Raw genomic sequence first — 24,768 nt, 5'->3', positions numbered from 1 at the left:
GGCCGATGATCGGCCGCGCTTTTTTTTTGAGTGTACCCAGGGACGAATTCTGCCAGGGATTCTCCTTTCCATTGTTCGGGCTTCCATACCCCGGTTAATTTTTCATATTCTCTGTTGGATGATTTTTTTTGAACCGAATCTTCTTTTATCCGTGTCTGCTGTGGCGCTGGCGGAGTGGTCAAGAATGGCAGAAGACCCATTATCGGTGGGAGGCTTTTCGTGGCGTGACGGATGAAATTTTATATTGATCGGTATTTATGAAAAATTGTGGTGTCGGCTTGGCAGATTGTATTCTTTTAGAATTAACTTAACTAAAAGTTATATAACGCATGAAATACATTCAATTTTATTATTTCTTGGTGGCGATATACTACGCGAATTACCTGGCTAATAATTTTTACTACGGTTAATGGCTTGACTTGAACGCGTATTGCATTGTCATTTCAGCCTGGCGTCTCCAGGGGAGTTGTATTGCCGTTCATCGGGTTCATGCCGTGTCAAGGATGGCGCAACCATAAGCATGGCCAATGACAAAACCGAATGGTTATCTTCTTATGTCACGAGGTTTTTATGAAGTCTGAAAATTATCATGAAACACCTGCAACAGAATTTCTTGAACAGAATGGCGTCATTTTTTCTTGCCATTCTTATCATTACGAAGACCATGGTGGCACCCGGGCCGTTGCCGAAGAATTGCGAGTCGGCGAGCACGCCGTCGTCAAGACATTAATCATGGAAGACGAGTCGAAACAGCCGATCATCATGCTGATTCATGGGGATTGCAAGGTGTCGGCAAAAGAATTGGCACGGCAGATTCATCGCAAAAAAATAGCAATGTGCAAGCCGGAAGTGGCTAACCGTCATTCCGGCTACCTGGTCGGAGGAACCAGCCCGTTTGGAACAAAAAAGAAAATGCCCGTTTATATTGAAAAGTCGATATTGAACCTTGACAGTATCTTCATCAATGGCGGCAAACGCGGATACCAGCTCCAGTTGCCCGTCAAGGATTTAATGCTTCTGCTGGAGCCAGAGATTGTCGAGGTTGCCATAAAGTCGGACTGATTCGAAATATGCCTTTTAGCGGAGTAGAGGTGGCAGTGTATCTATTTGACTTTTTTACTTACACGTTTCAATTCCTGTGGAGCATGCAATGCTGTTTAAAAACGCTGTGATCAGTAAAGTCGAGCAATGGTCTGAAAGTGTCAAAAAAAAAGCAAACCTCCCGATTCGAGCCGATTTGTGGGGAGAGCATCAGATAGATTTTGGTCATTTTGTCAGCCCGACGGTGACGCTGAAAGTCAAGGATGAAAGTGTCATGCCGTTGTTGCTGGCGCCCTCCCTTGGCAATCTTGGACACCTCTATGTCGAAGAAAAACTTGATGTCGATGGTCCGCTGCATGAAATCATCGCCTGTGCCTATCATCTGATTGATGCATCGATTTCGGATGACAGCCCTGTCATGCGCGCAGTCAGATATTTTTCTCACGATAAGGGCGAAGATAAAAGATCGATTGCTTATCATTACGACGTTTCAAACGCGTTCTATCAACTGTGGCTGGACCGCAATATGGTCTACTCCTGTGCCTATTTCGAGCAGGGCAATGAAGATCTCGAGAGCGCACAGCTGAAAAAAATCGACCATATCCTGACCAAGATCCAGTTGCAGCGTGGGCAGACCCTGCTCGACATCGGCTGCGGCTGGGGGGCACTGGTCATCCGTGCCGCTCAGAAATTCGGTGCGCGCTGCGTCGGCATCACCCTCTCGGAAGAGCAGTACCAGTATGCGCGCGACCGCGTAAAAGCCGCTGGCCTCGAGGATCGCATCGAGATTCGCTTGCAGGACTATCGCGATGTCCGGGGGCGATTTGACCGTATCACCAGCGTCGGCATGTTCGAGCATGTCGGTAGAAAAAATCTGACGAACTACTTTGGCATCATCCAGCAGCGGCTTAATCCGAATGGCCTTGCCATGAACCACGGCATCACTTCGACGGACCCGGAAGGCGGGGAAACCAGCCATGGCGGGGGCGATTTCATCGATAAATACGTATTCCCGCAGGGCGAGCTTCCGCATTTGTCGCAAGTCATTCAGTGCATGCAGCAGGCGGGTCTGGAAACGTTCGATGTAGAGAACTTGCGCCGTCACTATGTGCGGACGCTTCAACTCTGGTCAGAGCGGTATGAAGCGCAGACCGAGCGCATCCGTGGCATGGTCGATGAAAAATCGTACCGGATATGGCGTATCTATCTGGCCGGATGCGCGCATGCATTCGCTATCGATCAGGTGTCCATATACCAGGTGCTCTGCCGCCATGCGAATACGCAAGCCTGCGAGTTGCCCTTGTCCCGCGATTACATGTATGAAAAGGGATGAGAGTGTGTCGATCGACCCCGTCAAGGCGGTGTAAATCCCCCAATCCGGATGCAGGTCCGGTTTCTCGTTTGCCTCCCCGGCTGCGGGGGCGTGGTGTCGGTTGACGCGTCCCTCGGCTCGCCCATCGAAAGGCCTGTACCGTGTCTGCAACTGCCATGCCCCGCTTGCCCCATCGGCACCCTCCCGCTCTGTTGGCGGATGCGCGCTCCGTTCGGGAAGATGCCGGCAACGGAGCGGGCCGATCGATCTTCTTGTGACTTCGCTCCGTGGTATGGGGCGTCGGGACTCCGTGAATTCAGGCCTCCTGAATGACGGCGGCGGGCGTCTGCTCCGCCCGCCGTCGCGGTCCCGGAAACATCGCGAAGCAGCGGCTTGGGCGTCGTTCCGGCAGCTGTAGATCGAGCGTGCCGGGTGGAGTGCCATCGCCGTTCCCGGTAACCGTCACGGCACGCGGTGCGCTTGCCGTCATGTGCGCGGCACACGACACCAATCGGCTTGCCGACTTCGTGCTCCATGAGATCGATCAGGATCGATTCGAGCAGGGAACGCAAGAAAATCGCGACCGCCCTGCGGCTTCGGGCGGTCGATGAATGCCATGCCGTCGTCGGCCATCGGGTTCTTCTTCGGGCAGGTTTGTTCTATGCATAAACAGCCATGCCGGCGTTCTTCGATGGCCGTCTCACATCTGGCCGGATGGATGCCACGCCCCCGGACTCCATCACTCCATGCCGTTCGGGGGCGGCGGGGAGGGCTTATGCCATGGCCGCCCTCGGGCGGACCATGACGGAACATATCAGGGAGACGATCAGCAGGGCCAGAATCAGGTAGAAGGTGGCCAGGAAGCCGCCGAATGCGGAAGAGATGATCGAGCCGACGACGCTGCCGAAGCCGAAGCCCAAGTAGATCACGCCGTAGGTGCGGGCGAGATTGGTCAGGCCGAAGAAGTCGCTTACCAGTGCCGGGTATACCGTGATCGAGCCGCCGAAGCTGAAAGCGATGCAGGCTACCGCGATAAAGAACAAGGGTGCGTTGAGCGGCACGTACAGCAGTATCAAAATGCCGATGAGCGCACAGCTCAGAGCCATGCTGATGACTGCGCTGCGCGACATTCTGTCGGACAGAATCCCCAGGACTAGGCGGCCAAGCAGGTTGGCAACGGCGATGACCGCGACCGAGTTGGCGGCGACCATGGCTGGCAAGTGGGCGTAGCGTTCGCCAATGTCCTTTGCGACGCCAATAACATACAGCCCGCTCATGCACGCGGTCAGGAACATCAGGGCCAGGCCCCAGTATTGCGGTTTGCGCAGCGCTTCTGCGAGAGAAAAATCGCGCCCGCCGCCCTTGGCGACACCGGCGGCCTGCTGTCTGGGCGCATCGCTGAGCAGCAAGGCGCCCAGCATGACGAGAACCAGCGCGAGCACGGCCCAGATACGGAACGCGCCATCCAGGCCCATGTGCCCCATCAGTCCGAGGTTGATGTATTTGAATCCGAGGCTGCCCAGGCCGTAGGCTCCCAGTGAAAATGCGGAGGCCATGCCTTTTCGCTCGGGAAACCATTTGACGCAGTTGGACAGGGTCAGCAGATAGCCCGCGCCGTCCGCCAGTCCCACCAGAACGCCGGCGGACAGATACAGCATCGTGAGGCTGGAGGCCATGGAGGTCAGGAACAGGCCGATCCCGAGAGCGAGTCCGGCGCCAAGCGCAACGCGGCGCACGCCGAAGCGTTCTTGCATCTTGCTCGATAGGGAGGAGGCAATGGCCAGCGTGAGGCTGAGCAGGCCAAAGGTGAAAGCGACCTTGGTCACCGGCGCTCCCAGCTTGTGAGACAGCGCGGCGTTGAACAGGCTCCAGGTGTAGACCGAGCCCAGACCGAATTGGCAAATGATCGTTCCGGCCAGCGTACGGTAGCGGACCGAGTTGTTGGAGGTTTGCATGTGAGTGCCTGAATACGGTTGAAAGACGAGGTTAAATTACGCCCGGCACCCGCGGTGGAGGTGGAAAAAGGCATGAAATGCCGTGGAGGTGGAATGAGTGGCGGGTAATCGCGCGCCAGCAGCCAAGGGGGATGGGCCGCAGTGACCTGACGTTGAGGGGGACGGTGCGCCTGGCGTTGTCATCCTGGTTCCGGGAGGGGCGGCAACAGGCGTTCTATCCGCCGGGGCGCGTCAGCGTGCGGCTGAATTCATGGGGCGGCACCGGAGCCATGTCCCCATGCCCGCGTGCGGCGACAGGCCGGAGGTGGGCGCGCCTGCGGATTGTCATGTATCCGATTGCCGGCGATTGGCCGTCTACCGACTTTCGTCAATATCTTCTGCGCGGATGTCGTCACAATACCGTGCATTGTTAATGTGCGTGCTGGCGTGTCTTTTGGCCGGCCAGATCGTTCTTCACGTCTGCGCGGGCTCCTGCGCAGGAATGACCGGTGCATTGCCGAAGGGCTGCCGTGGCCCTGGGCAAGGCTGCCGTGCGGTGGTGTTTCGGTGATTTTTAACGCGGGTGTCCTGATGTCCAAACTGTACAATATGCTGCTGCTCGAGGAATTCGAGCGCGCAGCCCTGATGCTGATGACCTTGTTTTTTCTGACTCGCATCCGGCCGTTCCGGAACCTGCTTGGAAAGCGCGAGCACAACAAGGTCGAGTTGGCCGGGGTTTCCTTGCTGTTTTGCGTCTTCGCCGTGTTCAGCACGTACACCGGCATTCCAGTCGACGGTTCTCTGGTCAATGTGCGCACCATTGCGATTCTGTCGGGCGGCATCCTGTTCGGGCCCTGGGTCGGTATTTCGGCCGGCATTGTGTCCGGAATTCATCGCTACTTGATTGATCTCAACGGAGTCACGGCGCTTCCGTGTCTGATTTCCAGTGTGTTTGCCGGTTTTTTGTCCTCGTCCGTTCACTACTGTTGCGGGAAGAAGCGCCTCTGGTGGTGCGGCATTCTGGCGGGCGTGGCTTGCGAGGTGCTGACCATGATCCTGATTGTGCTCATGGCGCCCGCCGGCGTCGGCCGCGAGATTGTGGGCCAGATCGCCTGGCCCATGATTGCCGGCTCGGTGTGCATCGGCCTGATCATCAAGCGGGTGCAGGATCTCGACGATGAAAAGGAATTGATCGCGGCTCGTCAGGCTCGTCTGGCCCTGATCATCGCGAATCGGACCCTGCCTTATTTCCAGAGTGAAGTGCCCGACGCCATGACCCATGTGTGCGAGATCATCCGCGAGCATCTCGAAGCCGATGCGGTTGCCATTACCGACCGGCGCATCGTGATGGCGTATGTCGGTGCCGGGCGAGAGTTTTTCGAACGGGAAGGGAATTATGAAATTGGCGAGCTGACGCAAAACGCGATCCAGAGCGGACAGCTGATTGTCGAGAATGAGCTGCAGCACTATGGCCGGGCCGACTTCCATTCCATTGCGATCGTTCCGCTGCGAGAGCACGACCGAGTGTCCGGCACGCTCAAGATTTTTTTCAGAAGAAGCCAGTGCATCACCGATTCCTTGCGCGAACTGGCGATAGGGCTGTCGCAATTGATGTCGACCCAGATGGAGGTCTCCAGGGTCAATCACTTGCAAGAGATGGCGCGCAAGGCCGAATTCAGTGCCTTGCAAAGCAAGATCAACCCCCATTTCCTGTACAACGCGCTCAATGCCATTTCTTCCCTGATCCGGCGTCAGCCCTCCGAGGCGCGACAGTTGATCGCCCGCCTGGCGGATTATCTGCGCTATAACCTGTCGCTCGACGGCGGGATGATCGATATCCAGGAGGAGTTGCGACAGGTCCGCGACTATGTCGCGATCGAGCAGGCGCGTTTCGGTCAGAAACTGAGTGTGAGCTTTGATGTCGATGACGTGACCTTGCCTGTGCCTAGCCTGCTGCTGCAGCCCTTGGTGGAGAATGCCATCCTGCATGGCATTCAGCCGCGGCCGGTGCCGGGGCAGGTTTGTATCGAGGTCAAGCGCGCGGGCGATCGGGTGCGGGTCTGCGTGCGGGACAGCGGGCTTGGCATCGATCAGGCCATCATCGATGCCGTTACCGCCGGCGAGCAAGCCAGCACAGGTATCGGCCTGACGAACGTGAACGCGCGCCTGATCCTGATTTATGGGCGCGGTTTGCAGATTGCGCGGCTTGCCCCCGGAACATCGGTCAGCTTCGAGTTGCCGGTCGGGGGGGCGTCGCGATGAAGGCATTGATTGTCGAAGACGAATACCTGGCGCGCGAGGAACTGGTCTGGCTGGTCGAATCCCACAGCCGGATCGAAGTGCTCGCCAGCGTCGAGGATGGTCTTGCCGCGTTCCAGTTTCTGCAACAGCACGATGTCGACGTGGTTTTTCTGGATATCAGGATCCCCTCCATAGACGGGATGATGCTGGCGCATAACCTGTCCCGGCAGGCTCGTCCGCCGCGTATCGTGTTCGTGACCGCTTACAAGGAATATGCCGCGCAAGCGTTCGATCTCGAGGCGTTCGACTATATTCTCAAGCCGTTCAACGAGCAAAGGGTGATCAATACCTTGCAGCGGCTGGAAAAAACCGATCCCGGCGCTCAGTCTTCTCCTCCGCCGCCCGCGGGGGGAGCGACCGCTGTGCGCACGGTCAATCTGGTCAAAGGCGAGAGCATCATCGTGATGCCCTGCGACCAGATCTACTACGCCGAAGCCGATGAGAAACTCACTTACGTGCATACGCTCAACGAACGTTTCGTCATGACGATGACCCTGAGCGAGTTTGCCGGGCGTTTGCCGGAGCCGCCGTTTTTCCGCTGCCACCGGTCGTGGTGCGTGAATCTCGGCAAAATCCGCGAAATCGCTCCCTGGTTCAACGGAACGTATGTGATCAAGCTGCATGAGCTGAAGGTGGAGATTCCCGTCAGCCGTTCGCACGTCAAGGCGTTCAAGCAGCTGATGCAGCTGTGATGCCCTTTTGCTACCGGCAACGCGTGCCGGGGACGGGCGTAAGGGGCGGTGCGGTGAACCGCCCCAGCAGCGCAACGAACCGGAGATTGGGGCGTGCATCGAGGCTGACCAGATAGAGTCCTTCGCCTTCGGCCAGGTCGCGCCGGCTAAACGCCAGCTCGCGGGTGTCCAATCCGATGGCCTGTCCGTCCGCGTAGAGCTTTTTCAACATGTCCGTTGCCTTGGGGCCGATATCGCGCCAACTGAGCGGCCCCCTGATCACGCATACATCCAGCACCCGTTCCGCTGGCAGATCGAGTTGTCGCAATACCCTGCCATCCGGGGAGATGTGCTCTGCCTCGGGCACGTCGATACGGGCGAGCCGTCGCCACTGCGCATTCCCGCGCGCCCGGCACCAGCGTTGCCATTGCCCGGCCAGGTATTCGACCAGATAGGCCAGGATGACGATGATTACGACCAGCAGCATGATATTTGACACCGTGACGGGCGCTCAGACGTTTCCGGCTTTTCTCTGCTCAGGCCGGTTTTCTGTGCTGAAGCGTCCTGATTTTATGGGCTAGCCAGTCAAAATTAGCAAAGTGCTCATAAAAACGGCGTAAATTTCATGACCGGGCGCAGGCCTGGGGGCGGCTTCTTGCTCAGGCGTGGTGTTTTTCCGCCACGATGCGGTCCAGCAGTACCAGCAGCTCGCTGCTGGCGAGTTCCATGTCCTTCATCTCGGTGACGATCAGATCTTCTTGCAGCACGCCGGTTTGCGCCCCGGCCACGAGACCGCGTTCGATGTGCATGGCCAGCGCCTGTTCCGGGCGTATCAGTTCCTCGAACGAGCGGGTGTGGCCGAATTCGCGCTTGCCGGGGCCTGTGCGCCACTGGGTCAGGGTATCGGGCATCGCCATGACCTTGCCTTCTTCCAGCGACTGATAGATCTGCTGCTTGCGCATCACATGCCCGACCTTGTGCAGTGCCGTCAGCGATTTGTCGCGGACCAGCCTGATCTGCTTGAGAATCTGATCCGAGCGGGTGGCGAGCGTTTCGAAGCGCATGCGGAAAGCTTCGACCGAATTTTTGACCGAGGTGGAGATCTCGCCGGCGTCGCCGGCGCGGGCCTGCATCTCTTCGATGCGTGAGGAAAGGGCGGCAAGCACCCCCTGGACGCGGATCGCGCTCTCTTTGCTGCGCTCTGCCAGCTTGCGCACCTCGTCGGCGACCACGGCGAAACCGCGCCCGGCTTCACCCGCGCGTGCAGCTTCGATCGCTGCGTTGAGTGCGAGCAGATTGGTCTGATCGGCGATCGACGAAATATCGGCCAGGGCGGCCTCTATGCCCTTCCACTCTCCCGCAAGCGCGGTGCTGGCCGAGTTTACGCTGCTGACGCTGTCGGCAATCGCATCGAGTTCGCCGGACAGCCGGGTCGCACTGTCCAGGCTGTCGCGCGAGCCGCCTGCATTCTCTTCGGTCGTCGCGGCAACCGAGTCCATGATATGGCTGATCTCGGTCATGCCTTTCTGATTGTCGGCAAGATTATCGCGCAGATGCGGGTTGTTGATGGCGGCGAGCCGTGCTGCAAGCCGGTTGCGGCGCACGAAGCGGTCGTTCTCTTGCATCGCCTGAATCGCCGTGTCGAGCGAGTCGAGCGATTGGGCCAGTAAGCCGGGCAGACCCTTGCTCATCGGGCGGCGCGAATAGTCGCCTTGCGAGACGCGCTGGAAGCAGGTGTTGACCTCCTTGAAGTAGGTCTCAATCTGGTCCAGGAAGTCGTTCATCTCCCATGCCACCAATCCGACTTCGCCCATGTCCTGTGTGCCCGTGGCGCGGTAGTGCAGTACGCCTTTTGCCGCATGGGCGAGATTTTCGTGCAAGGAATTCAGCAAGTCGAGCACGCGCCGCCCCCCTCGCCACAGCATCAGGGAAAGGCCGAAGCTGGTGGCGACGAGTAGCACGCTCATGACTTGCTGGATGGGTTCGGGCATCCATCTGTCGCAGAGCTCGCTGAGAAGCAGCAAGGCGTTGAAAGCGAGCAGGGTGCGGCCGAGAATGGCCCGCAGATAGGGGGCGCGCCCTTTCATGATTCTGCCTCCTGCTGTAGATCCTGCCCGGCGTAGAGCTTGAGTATGAAGCTTTCGTAGTCGCTGCCTTGCCCGGCCAGCTGTTGCAAGAGCCAGTTCATGGAGGCGTCCGGTGCGCTTGCCTTGTCCGTCGCCTGCTCTATGCGCAGCATCTCGGCGTAGACCGGTTTTATCGTCTCGACGGCGCTGCGCCCGGCCTGGCGGCGGACCGAAAAATAGCCTTGCAGCCTGCCGTTGATGTCGGTATCGGGTGTGATGTTGGCAAGCACCCAGTAGTAGCTGCGGCTGGCGGTGTAGTTTTTGACCACGGCGAAGAATTCGTTGCCGGCCTGCAACGTTTTCCACATGAGACGGAAGGCGCCGCGCGGCATATCGGGATGGCGGATGATGTTGTGGGGGCGGCCCAGCAGTTGTTTTTCCGAATAGTCGACAAGGCGCATGAAAACACGGTTGGCGTAGGTGATATGCCCTGTCGGGTCTGTTTTGGTGATGATCAGCTCATCCGGACCCAGGAAAACCTCCCGCTCGCTGTCTGTTCTGATGTGTTCTGCCATGAATTCCCCTGGTTGGTGGTCCCCGTTATTTTGTATCCATTTGCTGCGACGCGCGTTCAGCCGAATTGCCGCCGTGTCGAGAGCTTATCTGTAGTCGCGGGACCAGTCTTCAGTCAATATTAAAACCGGCATGATTTCAAATGATGGATCATCTATTTCGATTCGTGCGGATGCCGCCCCCGCTTTCCTTGCGGGCCGTGGAGTCTGCGCATTCGGGGAACGACGGGCGGGAGAGGCGGGAGAGGGAGCGCACGACGATGGGCGAAGCGGGAGCGGGGTTGGAGCCGACGTGTCAGAACGCTGGCAAGGGTGAACCGGCCGGAAGTTCACGCGCTGCGCCCTCTATGCCTGCCATGGAGATGGCATGCCCGGCACCGCCTTGAAGCCCACTTCATCCGGTCGTCGCGCCCGGAAAACCGGGGACGGCGTCCGGCGTGCGATCCGCCATCCCGAGCCCGGTGCCTGCTGTTTCAGAGCGCGTCGTCCATCCGTTTCTGCAACACCTGCTGCGTCGTCGTATAACCCGACTCGAACAGCCGGCTCAGGGTCTGCCGCGAAAAATCGTAGTCCTTGGATGAGGGCTCGCCTTCGCTGTCTTCGCGAACGATGCGGGTTATCGTCAGTGGCATGTCTTCGCCCATCATCTCGACATAGCGTGGTCGATGCCGGAGCCGTTCGAGGCTGGCGGCAGGCAATTCTGCGGCGATTTCCTCGACTAGTTTTCTGAAGTCGCGCACCAGATCGCGCCTGAGGATGTCGCTGTGGATGCGTTCCGAGTACAGAATCTCGCTCTGTCTGGCCATGACTTCGCCCAGATTGGCGGGCAGGACATGTCGCTTGCCGGGGAACAGGTCGATGATGAAGACGCGTTTGCCTGACGAACCGCAGCGCTCGAGCACGCCTTGCAGCGGCGAGTTGCTGACGATGCCGCCATCCCAGTAATGCCGGCCTTCGATGGTGGTCCACGGGAAGCCGGGCGGCAGGCTTCCGCTGGCGATGATGTGCTGCGGCGTCAGATCGTCGCTATAGCTGTCGAAGACGACCAGCTCGCTGGTCTCGATATCGACGGCACTGACCAGGAGCCGGATGGGGCTGGATTTCAAGGCGTCGAAGTCGACATATTTCTGCAGCAGTGCTATCGCCGGGCTCGTGTCGTAGAGGCTGTTCCAGCGGTTCGGCATCTGCTCGGGACTCAACGCCGGCATCAGCCAGCGCGGTCGGAAAAACGAGGAGACGCCGAATAATGCGATCTGTCCGCAGGCGACCATCCGGCGCAGGTTCTCATCCGCTAACCCGATCGAGTCGGTGGCCAGCTCGTTCCAGAATCCTTCCAGTGCCGCGGCGGCATGGCCGGGGTTGCTGGCGATGATGGCGCTGTTGAACGCACCGATCGAGACGCCAGCAACGACATCCGGGCGAATGCCCGCTTCTTCCAGCGCCTTGACCGCACCGTATTCGAAGCTGCCAAACGCGCCGCCGCCCTGCAGGATGTAGATCGTCTGGCTCGGGATTGCGCGCAGCGTGTTGCCAGGGTCGGAGAGCTGCGGCTTTCTGGCGCTCAGGTTGACCCGGTTTTTGATCAGGCTTTCGGCGACTTTGGTTTCTTCCGTCGGTCGCCCGAGCGAGAACAGCGCTTGCGGGATGTCGTTGCGCAGGTAGAACGAAGCAAAGGAGAGGTTCTGCAGCGAGCCGCGGTCGATTTTTTCATCGCCTTGCTCGAATCGACCGAGCATATTGAAACTCAGGTCGAACATCTCGCTGTAGAACAGGGTGACCTCGTTATAGGGCTGGCGGCGGCCGAGCATATTGCGCGCGGCCAGCCGCCCCTGTTTGATGGCATGGTCCCAGTGTTCGACGCGGCGTCGGCGCTTGAATACCGGATCGAAGTAATTGGCGACATCGCCGGCGGCGAACACACCGGCTTGCGAGGTTTGCAAAAAGCGGTCGACACGGATGCCGTCGTCGAGATCGAGGCCGCTGCCTTGCAGGAAGCCGGTCTCCGGGTTGACTCCTGCCCCGATGATCACGATATCGCAGGGATGGCTGGCTCCGCTGCGGGTCACGACCGCCTCGACGCGGCTGTGGCCGTGAAAGGCGGCCGGCATGTCGCCGGTCACGACGTTTACCCCCCGCTCTGTGAAGCCGTGCTCGAAAAAGGCCGATATCTCTGGGGCATCGAGTTTATTGAGCATGCGGTCGCATTCTATCAGGGTGACGGCGAGCCCCTTCTCGCGCAGCGAGGCGGCCGCTTCCAGGCCGATGAAGCTGCCGCCGATCACGACGGCTCGGCGGGCTTTGCCCAGACTTTGGCGGATGGCCGCGCTGTCTTCCAGCGTACGCAGATAATGGATGCCGGCAAGGTCGGCACCGGGCAGGGGCAGGTGGCGCGGCGAAGCGCCGCTGGCGATCAACAACTGTCGGTAACGGATGTCGCCGCGCGTTTCGGTGCATACGGTGTGTTGTCCGGTGTCCACCTTCGTGACGCGGGCGTCGAGCCAGACGTCGATCGCCAGCTTGCGGTATGTGTCCGCTTCGAGAATGAGCGGTGGCGCCGGGGACTGGCTGGCGGTGATGAAGCTTTTGGACAGTGGCGGGCGGTGGTAGGGGAGCTGTGCTTCGGCGCACAGCAGAAGGATGCTTCCCTCGCCCCCTTCTGCGCGCAGTGTTTCAACTGCCGTGGCGCCGGCCAGCCCGCCGCCGATGACGACAAAATCATAGTAAGCGGTCATATCGGATTCTCTGCTGGTGATCGTCGTTCCGGCACCGCGCCGCCTTGTCGCCGCGGTGCCGGAGCCCGGGCTCCGGCTCATTGCATATGCCAGCCATGGCTCACGATGAAGGACTGTCCGGTCAGCGCCGAACTGGGGAAGGCGGCCAGGAACAAGGCCGTTTGGGCGACATCCTCCACGGTGGTGAAAATTCCGTCGACCGTATGTCCTAGCATCACGTTCTTGATCACCTCCTGCTCGCTGATGCCAAGTTCGTGCGCCTGTTCCGGAATCTGTTTGTCGACCAGCGGCGTGCGCACGAAGCCTGGGCAGATGACATGCGAGCGCACATTGTGCGCGGCGCCTTCTTTGGCCAGCACCCGTGCGAGTCCCAGTAGGGCATGTTTGGCTGCGACGTAGGCGGATTTCAACGGCGAAGCTTCGTGCGAATGCACCGAGCCCATATAGATTACCGTGCCGCCATGGTCGTCTTTATACATGTATTGCAGCGCGGCCTTGGTGGTGAGAAAGGCGCCGTCCACATGGATGGCCTGCATTTTTTTCCAGTCGGCATAGCTGTAGTCGACAATGGGATTGACTATCTGGATGCCGGCATTCGACACCAGGATGTCGAGCTGGCCGAAGGCCTCGACCACGGCCCGGGTGCCGTTGTTGACCGCGTCCTCGTCGGTGACGTCCATGGCCACGCCAAGCGCCTTGCCGCCGGCGGCCTTGATCTCGTCCGCCGTTTTCTGCGCCGCGGACAGATTGATGTCGGCGATGGCGACGGCCGCGCCGGCTCGTGCGTAGACGAGGGCGATCTCTTTTCCGATGCCGCTTGCGGCGCCCGTGATCAGGGCGACTTTACCTGTCAGTTGCATGATGTTCTCCTGTCAGTTCAGATAGTCGAAAACGACTTCGCCGAGGCCCAGTGTCAGGTCAGCGACAATGTGGCGCGCTTCGACCACTTCCAGTACCGGCAAGTCGGCCACCGGCGCCAGCGCGTGCGGATACAGCGCCAGTGCTGCCGGTCCGGTCCACGCGCCTTTGACCGTGACATCCTGCAGGTGATAGCGCACCAGTTCGCAGATTCGCGGCGTGCCATCGACATGCGGGATGATTTTCAGCAGAAAATTGGGTGTGTCGGCCAGCTGTGCGGCGGTGGCGGCCGAGTCGAGCGCGACGTGCTTATAGCCCATGGTGGCGGTGACGATGCGCAGCGGGCCGTAGTCGAGCTCGCCTATCAGCGTGTCCAGGCTCACCTGCAGGCGCGGCGTCGCGAGCTTTTTCGGAAATCCCCATAGTTCGCGCCCTCCGGCTATGGCGGGGTGGTCATTCAGATACATGGCGTGGGTGTAGCTGCCAGGGATACCGCGGAAAGTGACGGGGATGACCTGTCCGCTCTCGGTATAGTCCCCGAAACCGGTCGAGTCGGGCATGCGGATGAACTCGTAGTGCACCAGCGGGGCTCTGACTTGCAGTGGTTCGGGCACCACGGCGCGCAAGGCCTCCGGGTCGGTGCGATAGGTGATGATGAAGAATTCGCGGTTGGTGAAGCGGTAGGGGCCCATAGGGAAGGCCGGGCTGGTGAGTGGCATTGCGAATGCCTGCTCGCGCACTTTGCTGATATCCATGAGTAATGATTCTCCCTGAAGGGTGAAGCAGCACTGGCAGATCTCGGGGTGTGACAAGGACGGCGAGAAGAAAGGAATGTCTGTTGCGGTGCAACAACATCAAGCTAGCATGAACTTCATGCGGGAGCAAAGCAATTTGTTCTTGTGAGTACAATCTGGGCGGAGGGAATGGCTTCCATCGGACCGCTCGTCGCCCGGGGGCAACTCAATCCGGCTTCGGCAGTCGGGCTAGCATCCGCACCATCTCATCGTTTACACCTTCCCGCCGCAGTCCGTCCTGCACGCCTTGCCGGTCTTCTTCGTTGCGGTTCTGGCTGAGCTTGCTCTTGCCTTCCAGGCGGGAGATCGGGATTTCCAGCCCTACGATGCCGTGCATCAGGGTTGCGACATAGGTGTCGGGTGCGTCCGACACCTGCCATGGTTCCGGCCGGGCTCCCTCCTGGCTGGCAGTCAGCGCTTCGACTTGCGCTCGCAGCCAGACGGCATCGTCGATCAGGCGCGGGGTACCCCGTGCCTGGACGACGGCATAGTTCCAGGTCGGCACCACTTTGCCGTGCCTGGCCTTGGACGGATACCAGGAGGGAGGGATGTAGCTTTCGGGGCCCTGGAAGACGACGAGCACTTCCGAGCCCGCTGCGAGCGCCTTCAGTTGCGTGTTTCCCTTGGCGATGTGCGCGCGCAAGGTACCGTACCCGCCCGTTTCGCATAGCGTGAACGGCAGCAGATTGGCCATCAGACCTTCGTCTCCGGCCGTAATCATCATGGCCAGCGGATGGGCGCGCATCAAGGCATGCAGCGAGGGCAGCCGGCTTTCGCGAAACAGAGACGGGCAGTACATGGGGCATCCTTTGCGGTGGACAGGGCGGCGCGTACGACGCGAACAGCCGTGTTTTTCATTGTGTCCGCCGGGGCCGGGCCGGGCAAGGGCCATTTGCGCGCGCGCGTCCAGGGCCAATCGCGACGGGGGCGCCAGCGTTGTCGGCGATGGCGGCATTCTGGCTTTCTGCCTGGCTAATCGTTTAGCATGGAACCTGGGCGGTTCCCTCCGGCGCGCTTCGATCGCAAGGGCAGGCGCGATCCTTGCCTGTTTCTGTGCTTGGCAATCATGTTTTGGGAGAGTGAAGTGAGTAGATTGGAAACTCGGGCCATTCATGCGGGAGCGAGCCATTCGGCGGTCGGCGACCCGGTCCTTAATATTCTGTCGCCGGCAACCAGTTTCTACAGCCATCCCGATGCGGTGGGTTTCTCGGCCAACGATCTTGGCGACCAAGCCCCGTATTTCTATACGCGCTGGAGCAATCCGACCACGGATCTGCTGGCGGAGCGTCTGGCGGCGCTGGAAGGCGGAGAGGCGGGGCTGACCTTCTCCAGCGGCATGGCCGCGATTTCCAGCCTGTTTCTGAACCGCTTGCGTTGCGGCGATCATGTGATTGTTTCCAACGTCTGCTATGCCGGCGTAGCCGAACTGGCGCGGGACATCCTGCCCAAGTACGGAATCCGCTCCACGGCGGTCGATACCTCGGATCTCGCTGCCATCGAAGCGGCGCTGCGACCGGAAACCCGGCTGATTCATATCGAGACGCCGGCCAATCCCATCCTGAAGTTGTCCGATATCGCGGCCATCGCCGCACTGGCCCATGCCAACGGCGTCGAGTGCTCGGTCGATTCCACCATGGCCACGCCGGTCGCGACGACGCCGCTGGCGCTGGGCGCCGATTTTGTCGTCCATTCGCTGACCAAGTACATCGGTGGCCATAGCGATGCCCTGGGCGGGGCCATCATCGGGCGCAAGGCCGACCTCGACGCGATTCAGAAAGAGGGTTTGATCCATTTCGGTGCAACCCTGAACCCCTTTGCCGCCTGGTTGATTCTGCGCGGCATGGAAACATTGCCCTTGCGCATGAAGGCGCACGAAGCCAATGCCGGCGCTGTCGCCGCGTTTCTCGCCGCACATCCGCGCGTCGAACAGACCTACTGGCCCGGCCTGGCTTCGCATCCGCAGCATGAGCTCGCACGGCGCCAGATGCGTAATTTCTCGGGCATGGTCTCTTTTAGCGCCAAGAATGGCGCCGCTCTTGCGCGGCAACTGGCAGAGCGCGTCGAGGTCTTTTCTTATGCCGTATCGCTGGGAAAAACGCGGAGTCTGCTGTGCTATGTGCCGAGCGATGACATCATCCGCTCCTCGTTCGGGCTTGAGGGGCGAGATGCCGAGAATTACCGCGCCTGGACCGGAGACGGCACCTTTCGCCTGTCGGTGGGACTGGAGGCGCCCGAAGATCTGATCGCGGACCTGGAGCGGGCGCTGGATTGAAGAGAGACGGGCAAGCGATGCTTCAACGGGCGGGCCAGTCCAGCGTGCGCGCGCTGCGGTAGCAGCGCGCGCTACCGTCGAAGGGGTCGGTGAAGGAGATGGAGCGCGCGAGCAAGAGCAGATGGCTGGAGAAGTCGTCGACGGCCTTGTCGGGCATCCTCTCGGGATACCAGGGGTCGCCGTGGATGGCTATTCCCATCGCGGCCATATGCGCGCGCAGCTGGTGTTTCTTGCCGGTCAGCGGCGTGAGCCGGTAGCGCGCGAACTCGCCGCAGCGTTCCATCAGTTCGATCCGCGTTTCGCTATTGGGCTCGCCGGGGACTTCGCACATGAGGAAGCCGGTCTCGCCTTCCTGCAAGCGGCTGCGGCGGACCGTCGGCAGAAGTATCCCTGGGTGGAAGCCGGCGATCGCCTCATATTCCTTGCCGACCTCATGTCTTTGAAACAGGGTCTGATAGGCGCCGCGATCGTCGTGTCGGGTGCAGAACAGGATCACTCCTGCCGTCTCGCGGTCAAGGCGGTGGATGGGGGTCAGTTCCGGCAGCGATAGCGAAATGCGCAAACGGGTGAGCAGGGTTTCGTGGACATGGCGTCCGCCGGGCATGCAGGCCAGGAAGTGCGGTTTGTCGGCCACGACCAGTCGCTCGTCGCGGTAAAGTACCGGCGAGTCGAAGGGGATCGCGGTTTCCGTTTCCACTTCCCGGTAGTACCAGATGCGCTGTCTGGCCGGATAGGGACTGTCGAGCTGGAACGGTTGGCCTGCGTGATCGAACACCTGACCGCTGGCGAGACGGGTGCGCCAGGCGTGTTCGGCCACGTGCGGAAACCGGTGCAGCAAAAAGGACAGCAGCGAAGGCCACTGCCCTGGCGGCAGGTGCAAGTGGCTGGGGGACAGGCCATCGCGAAGCGGCAGCGGGGCGATCAAATGACTCATGGCTACGATGATACGGCAGCCGGGGGCGTCATGTCAGAGCGACGGCGACCGGCGCTTAATCCGCTAGCCCGAATATCTGCCGGAAATCGACTTCGGCCGGGAGCTCCACCGGGGGCTGGATGCCGGACTGTACATGGTTCAGATGTTCAAGCATCAGTTGCTCGGCCCGGCTCGCGTCGCCTTGCTCGATCGCGTGCACGATGTCTGAGTGCTCGTCCTCCGGGCAGGCGCGGTTGCTGCCGTCGGAGTACTGGGCGATGAGCAAACCGGTGAGAGCGACCAGCCGGCGCAGGTTCTCGGCATAGAGACGATTGCCGGTGGTCTCCGCCAATAGCACATGAAATTCGCCGGTCAGGCGGGCGAGGGCGCTGTGGTCGTTGTCCTGCCTGGCCGTCGCCTCTTTGCGCAAGTGTCCGCGCAGTGTGTCGACGCTGCTCTTGCTGTCAAGGCCGGACAATTCGGCCGCGATCGCACGCTCCAGCGCACGGCGCACGGCAAAGACCTGCTTGATGTCTTCCGCCTTGGGGCTGGATACGAATGCTCCGCGGTTGGGATGCGTTTCGACGATCAGCTCCTGACTCAGGCGCAGCAGGACTTCTCGGATACGGGTCCGGCTCGCGTGAAAAGTCTGGGCGAGTTTTTCTTCGCTTAATTTGGTGCCCGGCAACAGGCGGCATTCGCTGATGGCCGCATAGATGTGGTCATAGATGTCCTGATTGGTAAGCTTCGTATTCATGGGGTGGCTGCCGAGATTTTTATCCGCCAAGGTATAAACGCTTGATGTGGTCGTTGTTCATCAATTCCCTGGATGGTCCTTCCAGCGCAACGTTGCCGGTTTCGAGCACGTAAGTATAACTGGAGAGCGACATTGCCATGCGGCTGTTTTGCTCGACCAGGACTATCGTTATGCCGTCCTTGCGGTTGATTTCCACCAGACTTTGCGCGATTTGGCGGACCACCTGCGGCGCGATGCCTAGCGAGGGTTCGTCCAGCAGCAGCAGACGGGGGCGGGCCATCAGCGCGCGTCCGATCGCGACCATTTGCTGTTCTCCCCCGGACAGGCTCGATCCATGCTGGTGAAAGCGTTCCCTCAGCCGCGGAAAGCGCTCGCAAACGGATTCGAGATCGGAGGCAATCCGGGCCGGGTCGCGCCGGGTGTAGGCGCCCATCAACAGATTGTCCTTGATGCTCATATGGGGAAAGACATGCCTTCCCTCCGGCACCATGACCACGCCCTGCCTGACGAGCGCATGCGTCTGCTCCTGCGCCGATGGCGAGTTGATGATGTGGCCGTCGAGGCGGACTTCGCCTGCCGCCACCCGGCGCAGCCCGGTGATCGCACGCAAGGCCGACGATTTGCCGGCTCCGTTGGCTCCGATCAGCGCCACGATGTCGCCGGTCGGCACCTTGATATTCACGTTCTGCAATGCGCGGACTTCGTCGTAGCACAGCGATACGGCACAGAGTTCCAGATGGGGGATCGCGCTCACAGCCCTAGCTCCTCGTCTTCCTTGCCCAGATAGGCTTCGATCACAGCCGGGTCGAGACGGATTTCCTCCGGCGTTCCTTCCGCTATTTTTTTGCCGAAGTAGAGAACATGGATACGGTCGGAAATGGCCATCACCGCTTTCATATCATGCTCGACCAGCAAGATGGAAACGCCCGATGCCGCCACCTTGCGTGTGATGTTCACCGCCCGGGTGGTTTCGTCCGGGTTCAGACCGGCGTAGGGTTCGTCCAGCAGCAAGACCTGTGGACGTGCGGCCAGCCCCATGGCCATGCCGAGCAGGCGCAGCAGCCCTTGCGGCAAGTGCCGTGCTTCGGTGTCGGCGACCGCGCCCAGTTCCATCAGCTCCAGAATCTCGCGCGCGCTTTCGCTCAGGCGGATCTCATCGCCCCGTGCCCGTGGCAGACCGAAGATGACTTCGAGGTCGTGCGCTTCGCGGTGGAGTTGGTGTGCGAGCGAGACATGTTCCATCGCCGTCAGATCGGGGAAAACCGTGGTCTCCTGAAAGGTGCGCACCAGTCCCAGGCGGGCGATGCGGTGCGGCGACATGCCGGTGATCGTTTGCCCGTGCAGCAGGATCTGTCCGCTGCTGGGTTTGAGGTAACCGGCCAGCATCTTGAATAATGTGCTTTTCCCGGCGCCGTTCGGGCCGATGACCGATACCACCTGCCCCACGGGCGCCGTCAGCGTCAGGTTGATATCTTCATTTGCCATCAGACCGCCGAAGCGTTTGGTGACGTGGCGTGCTTCCAGAATCGGTGCGCTCATGCCCGGACCTCCTTGCGGCGCAGCGTCATGGCCATCAGGCCGTTGGGCAGCAGCAGGATCACGGCGATCATCAGGCCGCCATAGATCAGGGTCTGGTACTGCTGGAACTGGCTGAGCAGTTCGAACAGGATGGTGAGGACAAAAGCGCCCACAATGCCGCCGCTGACGAACTCGAGGCCGCCGAGAAAGCAGAACAACATGTAATAGATGCTGTGCTCAACCGAGAAACTTTGCGGATAGATGCTCTGAGTGAAAACGGCGAAGTAACTGCCGCCGAGTCCTCCCAGACCGCACGCTACCGAGAACGCGATCACGCGATAACGCCAGACATGGGTGCCGAAACTCTCCGCCAGATCTTCATTGAGCCGCATCGCGCGGAAAATCCGTCCGACGCGCGAGTAATGGATGCGCCAGGTCAGCAGCAAGCCGAAACCGAGCAGGGCCAGCGCCAGATAGTAGAGGCCGAAGACCGAGTCGCCGAACGGTTGCGGCAGATCGGTGATGCCTCTGGAACCCTGCGTGAAATCGCCGCCGTTGAGAAAGGCGAGCCTGATGGCCTCGGTCAGGGAGATCGTGAGCATGGAGAAGTAAATGCCGCGCAGCTTGAGAATGAAGCTGCCGATTACCGCCCCTGCGCTTGCCGCTACCAGGGCGGACAGGGGTAGGGCGAGCCAGAAATTCATATGGTAGTGCGCGAGAAAAATAGCAGTCGCGTAACCGCCTATCAGGGCGAAGCCGGCCTGACAGATATTGGTACGGCCGATGGTAAAGGTGAGCCATACGCCAAGCGCGATCAGCGACAGTCCCATGCAGTTCATCAGCACGGAAAACAGGTAGCGCGAGTCGCCGAGCACGGCGGGCAGCAGCAGCAATACGGCCAGGATGGTCATTGCCACTCTGAAGTCTCGGGTTTTGGATGGATTCACTGTGTCGCTCTCCGCGTATTAGCCCCAGGGCTTTCCGAACAACCCGTTGGGCTTGAAGACCAGGAAAACAATCATGGCGACGAAGATCAGCAGGTAGGTCAGACTGCCCGGCAGCAGGTCATAGCCAATGGCCTCGGCAAACCCGAGGAGTACGCCGCCCACGATGGCGCCCGACGTCACGCCGGCGCCGCCTATCATGATCATGATGAAAGCCTTGGTCGAAATATTGGAGCCGATGCCCGAGTTCACGCCGTAGATCGTGACTAGCAATCCGCCGGCCAGGCCGGCCAGCGCCGCTCCGATGGCAAAGCCCAGCGTGGTGATGCTCTTGACGTCGACTCCTTGCAGGCGGGCCGCTTCCTTGTCTTGGGCCACGGCGCGCAAAGCGCGGCCGGGGCGGGTGTATTGTACGAATAGCAACAGTGCCGCGATGGCGGTGACGGACAGCGCGGCGACCATGGCGTTGGGGTAGGTCAGAATGGCTCCACCTTCGCTGATGTCGCCGAAGATGAAAGAGCCGTCCACCACCGGCGGCACACCGCGCTGTTTTTCGCCAAACAGCGTCAAGGCGAGATTTTCCAGCAGCAGGGCGGTGCCTACCGCCATCAGCATGGAGTTTTCCTCGCGTTTGGCACTGGCGAGCACGGGCTGGAAAAACAGGCGGTTGAACAGCACGCCGACGACGGCCAGCGCCAGCCCGGCCAGAGGCAGCGCCAGCCAGAACGGTAGTTGAAACTGGCCGTAGAGGTAATAGACAACGAAGGCCCCCAGCATATACATCTGGCCATGGGCGAAATTCACGACCCGCATGATGCTGAATACCATCGTCAGCCCGAGCGCGATGAGGGCGTAGACGGATCCCAGCACGATGCCGTTGATCAGCACCTGCAGCATAGAAAACTCCCCTGATAGAGGTGTGAAAGGCGCCCGCCCGGGTGGCGGCGGGGCCGGTGCGGCTCAGTTCTTTATGGTGCCGACGAACAGGGTCTTGAAGTCCTTGCCGGTGAATTCGTTCACCACCAGCGGGACGCCGACCTGGCTGCGGCGACCGAAATCGGCTTTGCCCGTGAATTCCAGCCGGGTCTTGCCCCCCTTCACGAAGGGGTTGCTCATGGAGAAGGTCGCCATCGTCTTCTTGAAGGCCTCGGTATTATTCACGGCGGCCGGATTCTGCTTGAGGACGGCCAGGATCAACTCGAGCGCGTACACTTTGGTGCCTGCCTCATCGTTCCACTCGCCGACGCGCTTCTTGTAAGCCGCGATGAAGGCCTTCATATAGTCGGACTGGATCTCCGGGGTGGAGGCGCCGCCGACGCTGATGAAGCCCCTGGCCTTGTCGCCGGCGACCTGGGCGAGGATCTTGGAATCCTGGCCGGTCTCGGTCGAGATGCTGCCCTTGAAGCCCAGGTCGCGTGCGGCCTTGTTCAGCAGGGGCGCATCGGCCGGTGCGACGCCCGACAGCACGATGTGGTCGGGTTTGTCCCTGATGATTTTGGTCATGACCGGCATGAAGTCCTTGGTGCCCGGTTCGTAGCTATCGGAATCCGCAACGACCTTCAGCCCGAGCTTCCTGGCCGCTGCGACACCCTCCGCCTGCTGGTTCTTTGCATCCGACTCGTTGCGCGCGAGGAAGGCGATCGACTTCACGCCCTTTTTGTTCTTCAGGTATTCATAAATGATGGGGCCGACTTGATAGCTGGCCACCATGCCCAGTACCGAGGCATTGGCGGGTGCCTTGTACAATTCCTTGGCAAAGGCGTAGGGGAAGTTCAGCGCATGGGCGCGCTCGACCACGGGCTTGACCGCCAGAGCCGTCGTGTCGATATTCGGTCCTATGATGTACTTGATGCCCTGGCTGGTCAGTTTTTCCGCATTGGTCACCGAGACCTTGGGGTCGTTTTTATCATCCAGGGCAACGACTTCGATTTTGTACTTCTGACCGCCGATATCGACGCCACCCTTGGCGTTATACATATCCGCCGTGGTTTCGGCACAGTATTTGTTGACCAGCCCCCAGGATGCCGCCTCGCCCGACATCACGCCGTTGACGCCGATTTTCAGGATTTTTTCCGCATGGGCGCTGCCCAGCAGGAACCAGGGAGCGACGGCAGCCAGTACCGCCGCGCGAATCATGCTTCTCTTCTGCATCGAACGTTCCTTTCCATTTCCAAAAGTGGTTGCGGACGCATGGGCTTATCAAGGAGACCCGCTACTGTTGCATGCACGTTTCGTGCCAGGATTGAAGACATGTTTTTGTTGAGTTAGTATCCATTCGTATGGAAAATTGTAGACAATCTGTTTATTTATTGAATTCAATAAGTGCAACTGATTACATACATGTGCATATCGCACCGTTATGATGCATTCGCAGGAGCGGCTCAGCATGAAGATCAAAGTGATCAACCCCAATACGACTTGGTCCATGACCCATACCATAGGCGCGGCCGCCAGGGCCGTCGCGTCGAGCGGGGTCGAGATCGTCGCCGTCAGCCCCGCGCATGGGCCGGCTTCCATCGAGGGGCACTACGACGAGGCGATGGCTTGCATCGGTCTGCTGGAAGAAGTGCGCAAGGGCGAAGCCGAGGGCGTTGACGCCTATGTGATCGCCTGCTTCGGCGATCCCGGGCTGGATGCGGCCCGGGAAATCGCCACCGGTCCGGTCATCGGGGTCGCGGAGGCCGCGATGCGGACGGCCTGTTATCTGGCGACCGGATTTTCCGTTGTCACTACATTGCAGCGAACGGTTGTCATCGCCGAGCATCTTGTGGATAAATACGGTGTACGCAATCATTGCCGAAAAGTGCGGGCGTCGGCGCTGGCCGTGCTGGAACTGGAAGATCCGCGCAGCAATGCTTACCGGACGATTCTGGCCGAGTGCCGGCGGGCGATGGCTGAAGACGGCTGCGCGGCCATCGTGCTCGGGTGCGCCGGGATGGCCGATCTGTGCCTGCGTCTGCAAGACGAGTTGGGCGTTCCGGTCATCGATGGCGTCGCTGCCGCCGTGGCGACTGCCGAGGGGCTGGTGCGGGCCGGGTGGTCGACCAGTAAAACGGGCGACTATGCGCCACCCCTGCCCAAGCCCTATATCGGTGCCTGCTCCTGATTCGCCGTTCTTTCCCGGCGCCGTCTATGCTGTGCTTATGCACGGGCGGAGGTTTTCCGCCCGTGCGATGTGTATGATGTCGCGTTCGAATCGAACTTGATGGAAAGAGAAGCCTCTATGTCGTCGGATATCAAACTGGATGCCAAGGTGTATCAGGCCATCGAGCAGCATTGCGAACAGGGCGACCGCCATACGGAAGCCGGCGAATACGAGCCGGCGCTGGCCGAGTACGCGAGTGCCTGGAATTTGCTGCCCGATCCGCAGCGCGCCTGGGAAGCGGCGACCTGGATACAGATCGCCATCGCCGATGCGCACTTCTTCGCCGGCCGTTTTCCTGAGGCGGAGCTGGCGCTGGAGTTCGCGCAAACCTGCCCGGGGGGGCTGGGCAACCCCTATGTCGATCTGCGGCTGGGACAGGTATTTTTCGAGCAGGGCGATGTCCGGGCTGCGCGCGAGTGTCTGCTGCGCGCCTATCAGGCCGGCGGCGAAGAATTGTTCGAAGGGGAAGACGATAAATACCGCCTCTGGTAATCCGCTGCCAGCTGGGCGGGTGCCGGGAGCCGATCGATCACACGATGGAGGATGCGTTGAGCGCTGTAGACGAAATGACGCCGTATCAGTTGCTTGGGGGCGAAGGGGTGGTGCGCTGGTTGTGCAATCGCTTCTACGACATCATGGATAGCGAACCTGCGGCAGCGCCGCTGCGGGCCATGCATCCGGCCGATCTGGCCGGCTCGCGCCAGAAGTTGTTCATGTTTCTGTCCGGCTGGCTGGGCGGGCCGTCCTTGTATATCGAAGCCTTCGGTCATCCGCGGCTGCGCATGCGCCATCTGCCGTTCGCCATCGACGAGGCGGCGCGCGACCAGTGGATGGCCTGCATGCGCACGGCGGTGGGCGAACTGGTGGTGGAAGACGAGGTGAAGGACAAACTGCTGGCCGCTTTGTACCAGACCGCCGATTTCATGCGCAACACGTAA

23 protein-coding genes are annotated in these 24,768 nt (G+C 60.3%); 8 read left to right on the top strand and 15 right to left on the bottom strand.

What is annotated here, in order from left to right; genetic code table 11:
- The first annotated feature begins 570 nt into the window (after positions 1-570).
- Together ybaK and G520_RS0111045 are read left to right on the top strand one after the other, a co-directional pair.
- On the top strand, positions 571-1,062 hold the full coding sequence (gene ybaK, locus G520_RS0111050; RefSeq protein WP_028535720.1) for a Cys-tRNA(Pro) deacylase: 492 nt from the start codon (positions 571-573) through the stop codon (positions 1,060-1,062).
- Between the two features lie 76 nt (positions 1,063-1,138).
- Positions 1,139-2,374, top strand: a complete 1,236-nt coding sequence (locus G520_RS0111045; RefSeq protein WP_211222812.1) for an SAM-dependent methyltransferase — start codon at positions 1,139-1,141, stop codon at positions 2,372-2,374.
- A gap of 752 nt (positions 2,375-3,126) precedes the next feature.
- On the opposite strand, the gene G520_RS0111040 is transcribed toward G520_RS0111045, so the two are convergent.
- On the bottom strand, positions 3,127-4,308 hold the full coding sequence (locus G520_RS0111040) for an OFA family MFS transporter (protein WP_028535718.1): 1,182 nt from the start codon (positions 4,306-4,308) through the stop codon (positions 3,127-3,129).
- Between the two features lie 570 nt (positions 4,309-4,878).
- Between G520_RS0111040 and G520_RS0111035 the strand changes: the two genes are divergently transcribed.
- Together G520_RS0111035 and G520_RS0111030 are read left to right on the top strand one after the other, a co-directional pair.
- A complete protein-coding gene (locus tag G520_RS0111035; RefSeq protein ID WP_036666070.1) occupies positions 4,879-6,549 on the top strand; it encodes a LytS/YhcK type 5TM receptor domain-containing protein in 1,671 nt (556 codons plus the stop codon).
- Complete coding sequence (locus G520_RS0111030) at positions 6,546-7,280, top strand: LytR/AlgR family response regulator transcription factor (RefSeq protein ID WP_028535716.1); 735 nt, start codon at positions 6,546-6,548, stop codon at positions 7,278-7,280. The genes G520_RS0111035 and G520_RS0111030 overlap by 4 nt, the downstream gene beginning before the upstream one ends.
- A 10-nt stretch (positions 7,281-7,290) precedes the next feature.
- Here G520_RS0111030 and G520_RS0111025 read toward each other — a convergent pair whose 3' ends face one another.
- From G520_RS0111025 to G520_RS0110990, 7 genes are all read right to left on the bottom strand, one after another.
- On the bottom strand, positions 7,291-7,746 hold the full coding sequence (locus G520_RS0111025) for a hypothetical protein (RefSeq protein WP_028535715.1): 456 nt from the start codon (positions 7,744-7,746) through the stop codon (positions 7,291-7,293).
- A gap of 172 nt (positions 7,747-7,918) precedes the next feature.
- Entirely contained in the window at positions 7,919-9,346 is a 1,428-nt protein-coding gene (locus G520_RS25700; RefSeq protein ID WP_036666069.1) for a methyl-accepting chemotaxis protein, read from the bottom strand.
- Complete coding sequence (locus tag G520_RS0111015) at positions 9,343-9,900, bottom strand: PAS domain-containing protein (protein ID WP_028535713.1); 558 nt, start codon at positions 9,898-9,900, stop codon at positions 9,343-9,345. The genes G520_RS25700 and G520_RS0111015 overlap by 4 nt, the downstream gene beginning before the upstream one ends.
- A 470-nt stretch (positions 9,901-10,370) precedes the next feature.
- On the bottom strand, positions 10,371-12,629 hold the full coding sequence (locus tag G520_RS22470) for an FAD-dependent oxidoreductase (protein WP_051229332.1): 2,259 nt from the start codon (positions 12,627-12,629) through the stop codon (positions 10,371-10,373).
- 77 nt (positions 12,630-12,706) lie between these two features.
- Positions 12,707-13,489, bottom strand: coding sequence for a 3-hydroxybutyrate dehydrogenase (locus tag G520_RS0111005; protein ID WP_028535712.1), 783 nt, complete (start codon positions 13,487-13,489; stop codon positions 12,707-12,709).
- A gap of 12 nt (positions 13,490-13,501) precedes the next feature.
- Positions 13,502-14,242, bottom strand: coding sequence for an acetoacetate decarboxylase (locus G520_RS0111000; protein WP_028535711.1), 741 nt, complete (start codon positions 14,240-14,242; stop codon positions 13,502-13,504).
- A 205-nt stretch (positions 14,243-14,447) separates the two neighbouring features.
- Positions 14,448-15,080: an FMN-binding negative transcriptional regulator gene (locus G520_RS0110990; RefSeq protein ID WP_028535710.1), complete on the bottom strand. Its 633-nt coding sequence runs from the start codon at positions 15,078-15,080 to the stop codon at positions 14,448-14,450.
- A 285-nt stretch (positions 15,081-15,365) separates the two neighbouring features.
- Here G520_RS0110990 and G520_RS0110985 point away from each other — a divergent pair, with 285 nt between their 5' ends.
- Complete coding sequence (locus G520_RS0110985; protein ID WP_211222811.1) at positions 15,366-16,553, top strand: trans-sulfuration enzyme family protein; 1,188 nt, start codon at positions 15,366-15,368, stop codon at positions 16,551-16,553.
- 22 nt (positions 16,554-16,575) lie between these two features.
- On the opposite strand, the gene G520_RS0110980 is transcribed toward G520_RS0110985, so the two are convergent.
- The 7 genes from G520_RS0110980 to G520_RS0110950 form a co-directional block, all read right to left on the bottom strand.
- Entirely contained in the window at positions 16,576-17,487 is a 912-nt protein-coding gene (locus tag G520_RS0110980; RefSeq protein WP_028535708.1) for a pseudouridine synthase, read from the bottom strand.
- A gap of 55 nt (positions 17,488-17,542) precedes the next feature.
- Complete coding sequence (locus tag G520_RS0110975; protein WP_028535707.1) at positions 17,543-18,223, bottom strand: GntR family transcriptional regulator; 681 nt, start codon at positions 18,221-18,223, stop codon at positions 17,543-17,545.
- Positions 18,224-18,242: 19 nt separating this feature from the next.
- The gene (locus tag G520_RS0110970) at positions 18,243-18,977 is read right to left on the bottom strand and encodes an ABC transporter ATP-binding protein (protein ID WP_028535706.1); all 735 of its coding nucleotides are present in this window, start codon (positions 18,975-18,977) and stop codon (positions 18,243-18,245) included.
- Complete coding sequence (locus G520_RS0110965; protein WP_028535705.1) at positions 18,974-19,762, bottom strand: ABC transporter ATP-binding protein; 789 nt, start codon at positions 19,760-19,762, stop codon at positions 18,974-18,976. The genes G520_RS0110970 and G520_RS0110965 overlap by 4 nt, the downstream gene beginning before the upstream one ends.
- Entirely contained in the window at positions 19,759-20,652 is an 894-nt protein-coding gene (locus tag G520_RS0110960; RefSeq protein ID WP_051229330.1) for a branched-chain amino acid ABC transporter permease, read from the bottom strand. The genes G520_RS0110965 and G520_RS0110960 overlap by 4 nt, the downstream gene beginning before the upstream one ends.
- Before the next feature lie 54 nt (positions 20,653-20,706).
- A complete protein-coding gene (locus G520_RS0110955) occupies positions 20,707-21,582 on the bottom strand; it encodes a branched-chain amino acid ABC transporter permease (RefSeq protein ID WP_028535703.1) in 876 nt (291 codons plus the stop codon).
- A gap of 63 nt (positions 21,583-21,645) precedes the next feature.
- Positions 21,646-22,836 carry an ABC transporter substrate-binding protein gene (locus tag G520_RS0110950; protein ID WP_028535702.1) on the bottom strand — a complete coding sequence of 397 codons (1,191 nt, stop codon included), beginning with the start codon at positions 22,834-22,836 and terminating at the stop codon, positions 21,646-21,648.
- A gap of 235 nt (positions 22,837-23,071) precedes the next feature.
- On the opposite strand from G520_RS0110950, the gene G520_RS0110945 reads away from it, so the two are divergent.
- From G520_RS0110945 to G520_RS0110935, 3 genes are all read left to right on the top strand, one after another.
- Positions 23,072-23,791, top strand: a complete 720-nt coding sequence (locus G520_RS0110945; RefSeq protein WP_028535701.1) for an aspartate/glutamate racemase family protein — start codon at positions 23,072-23,074, stop codon at positions 23,789-23,791.
- A 117-nt stretch (positions 23,792-23,908) separates the two neighbouring features.
- Positions 23,909-24,322, top strand: coding sequence for a hypothetical protein (locus G520_RS0110940; RefSeq protein WP_028535700.1), 414 nt, complete (start codon positions 23,909-23,911; stop codon positions 24,320-24,322).
- 56 nt (positions 24,323-24,378) lie between these two features.
- The gene (locus G520_RS0110935; RefSeq protein ID WP_028535699.1) at positions 24,379-24,768 is read left to right on the top strand and encodes a group II truncated hemoglobin; all 390 of its coding nucleotides are present in this window, start codon (positions 24,379-24,381) and stop codon (positions 24,766-24,768) included.

Origin of the sequence: Paludibacterium yongneupense DSM 18731 (assembly GCF_000422925.1) — a bacterium.
GTDB classification, from domain to species: Bacteria; Pseudomonadota; Gammaproteobacteria; order Burkholderiales; family Chromobacteriaceae; genus Paludibacterium; species Paludibacterium yongneupense.
This window is presented reverse-complemented; position numbering and strand designations above follow the sequence as displayed.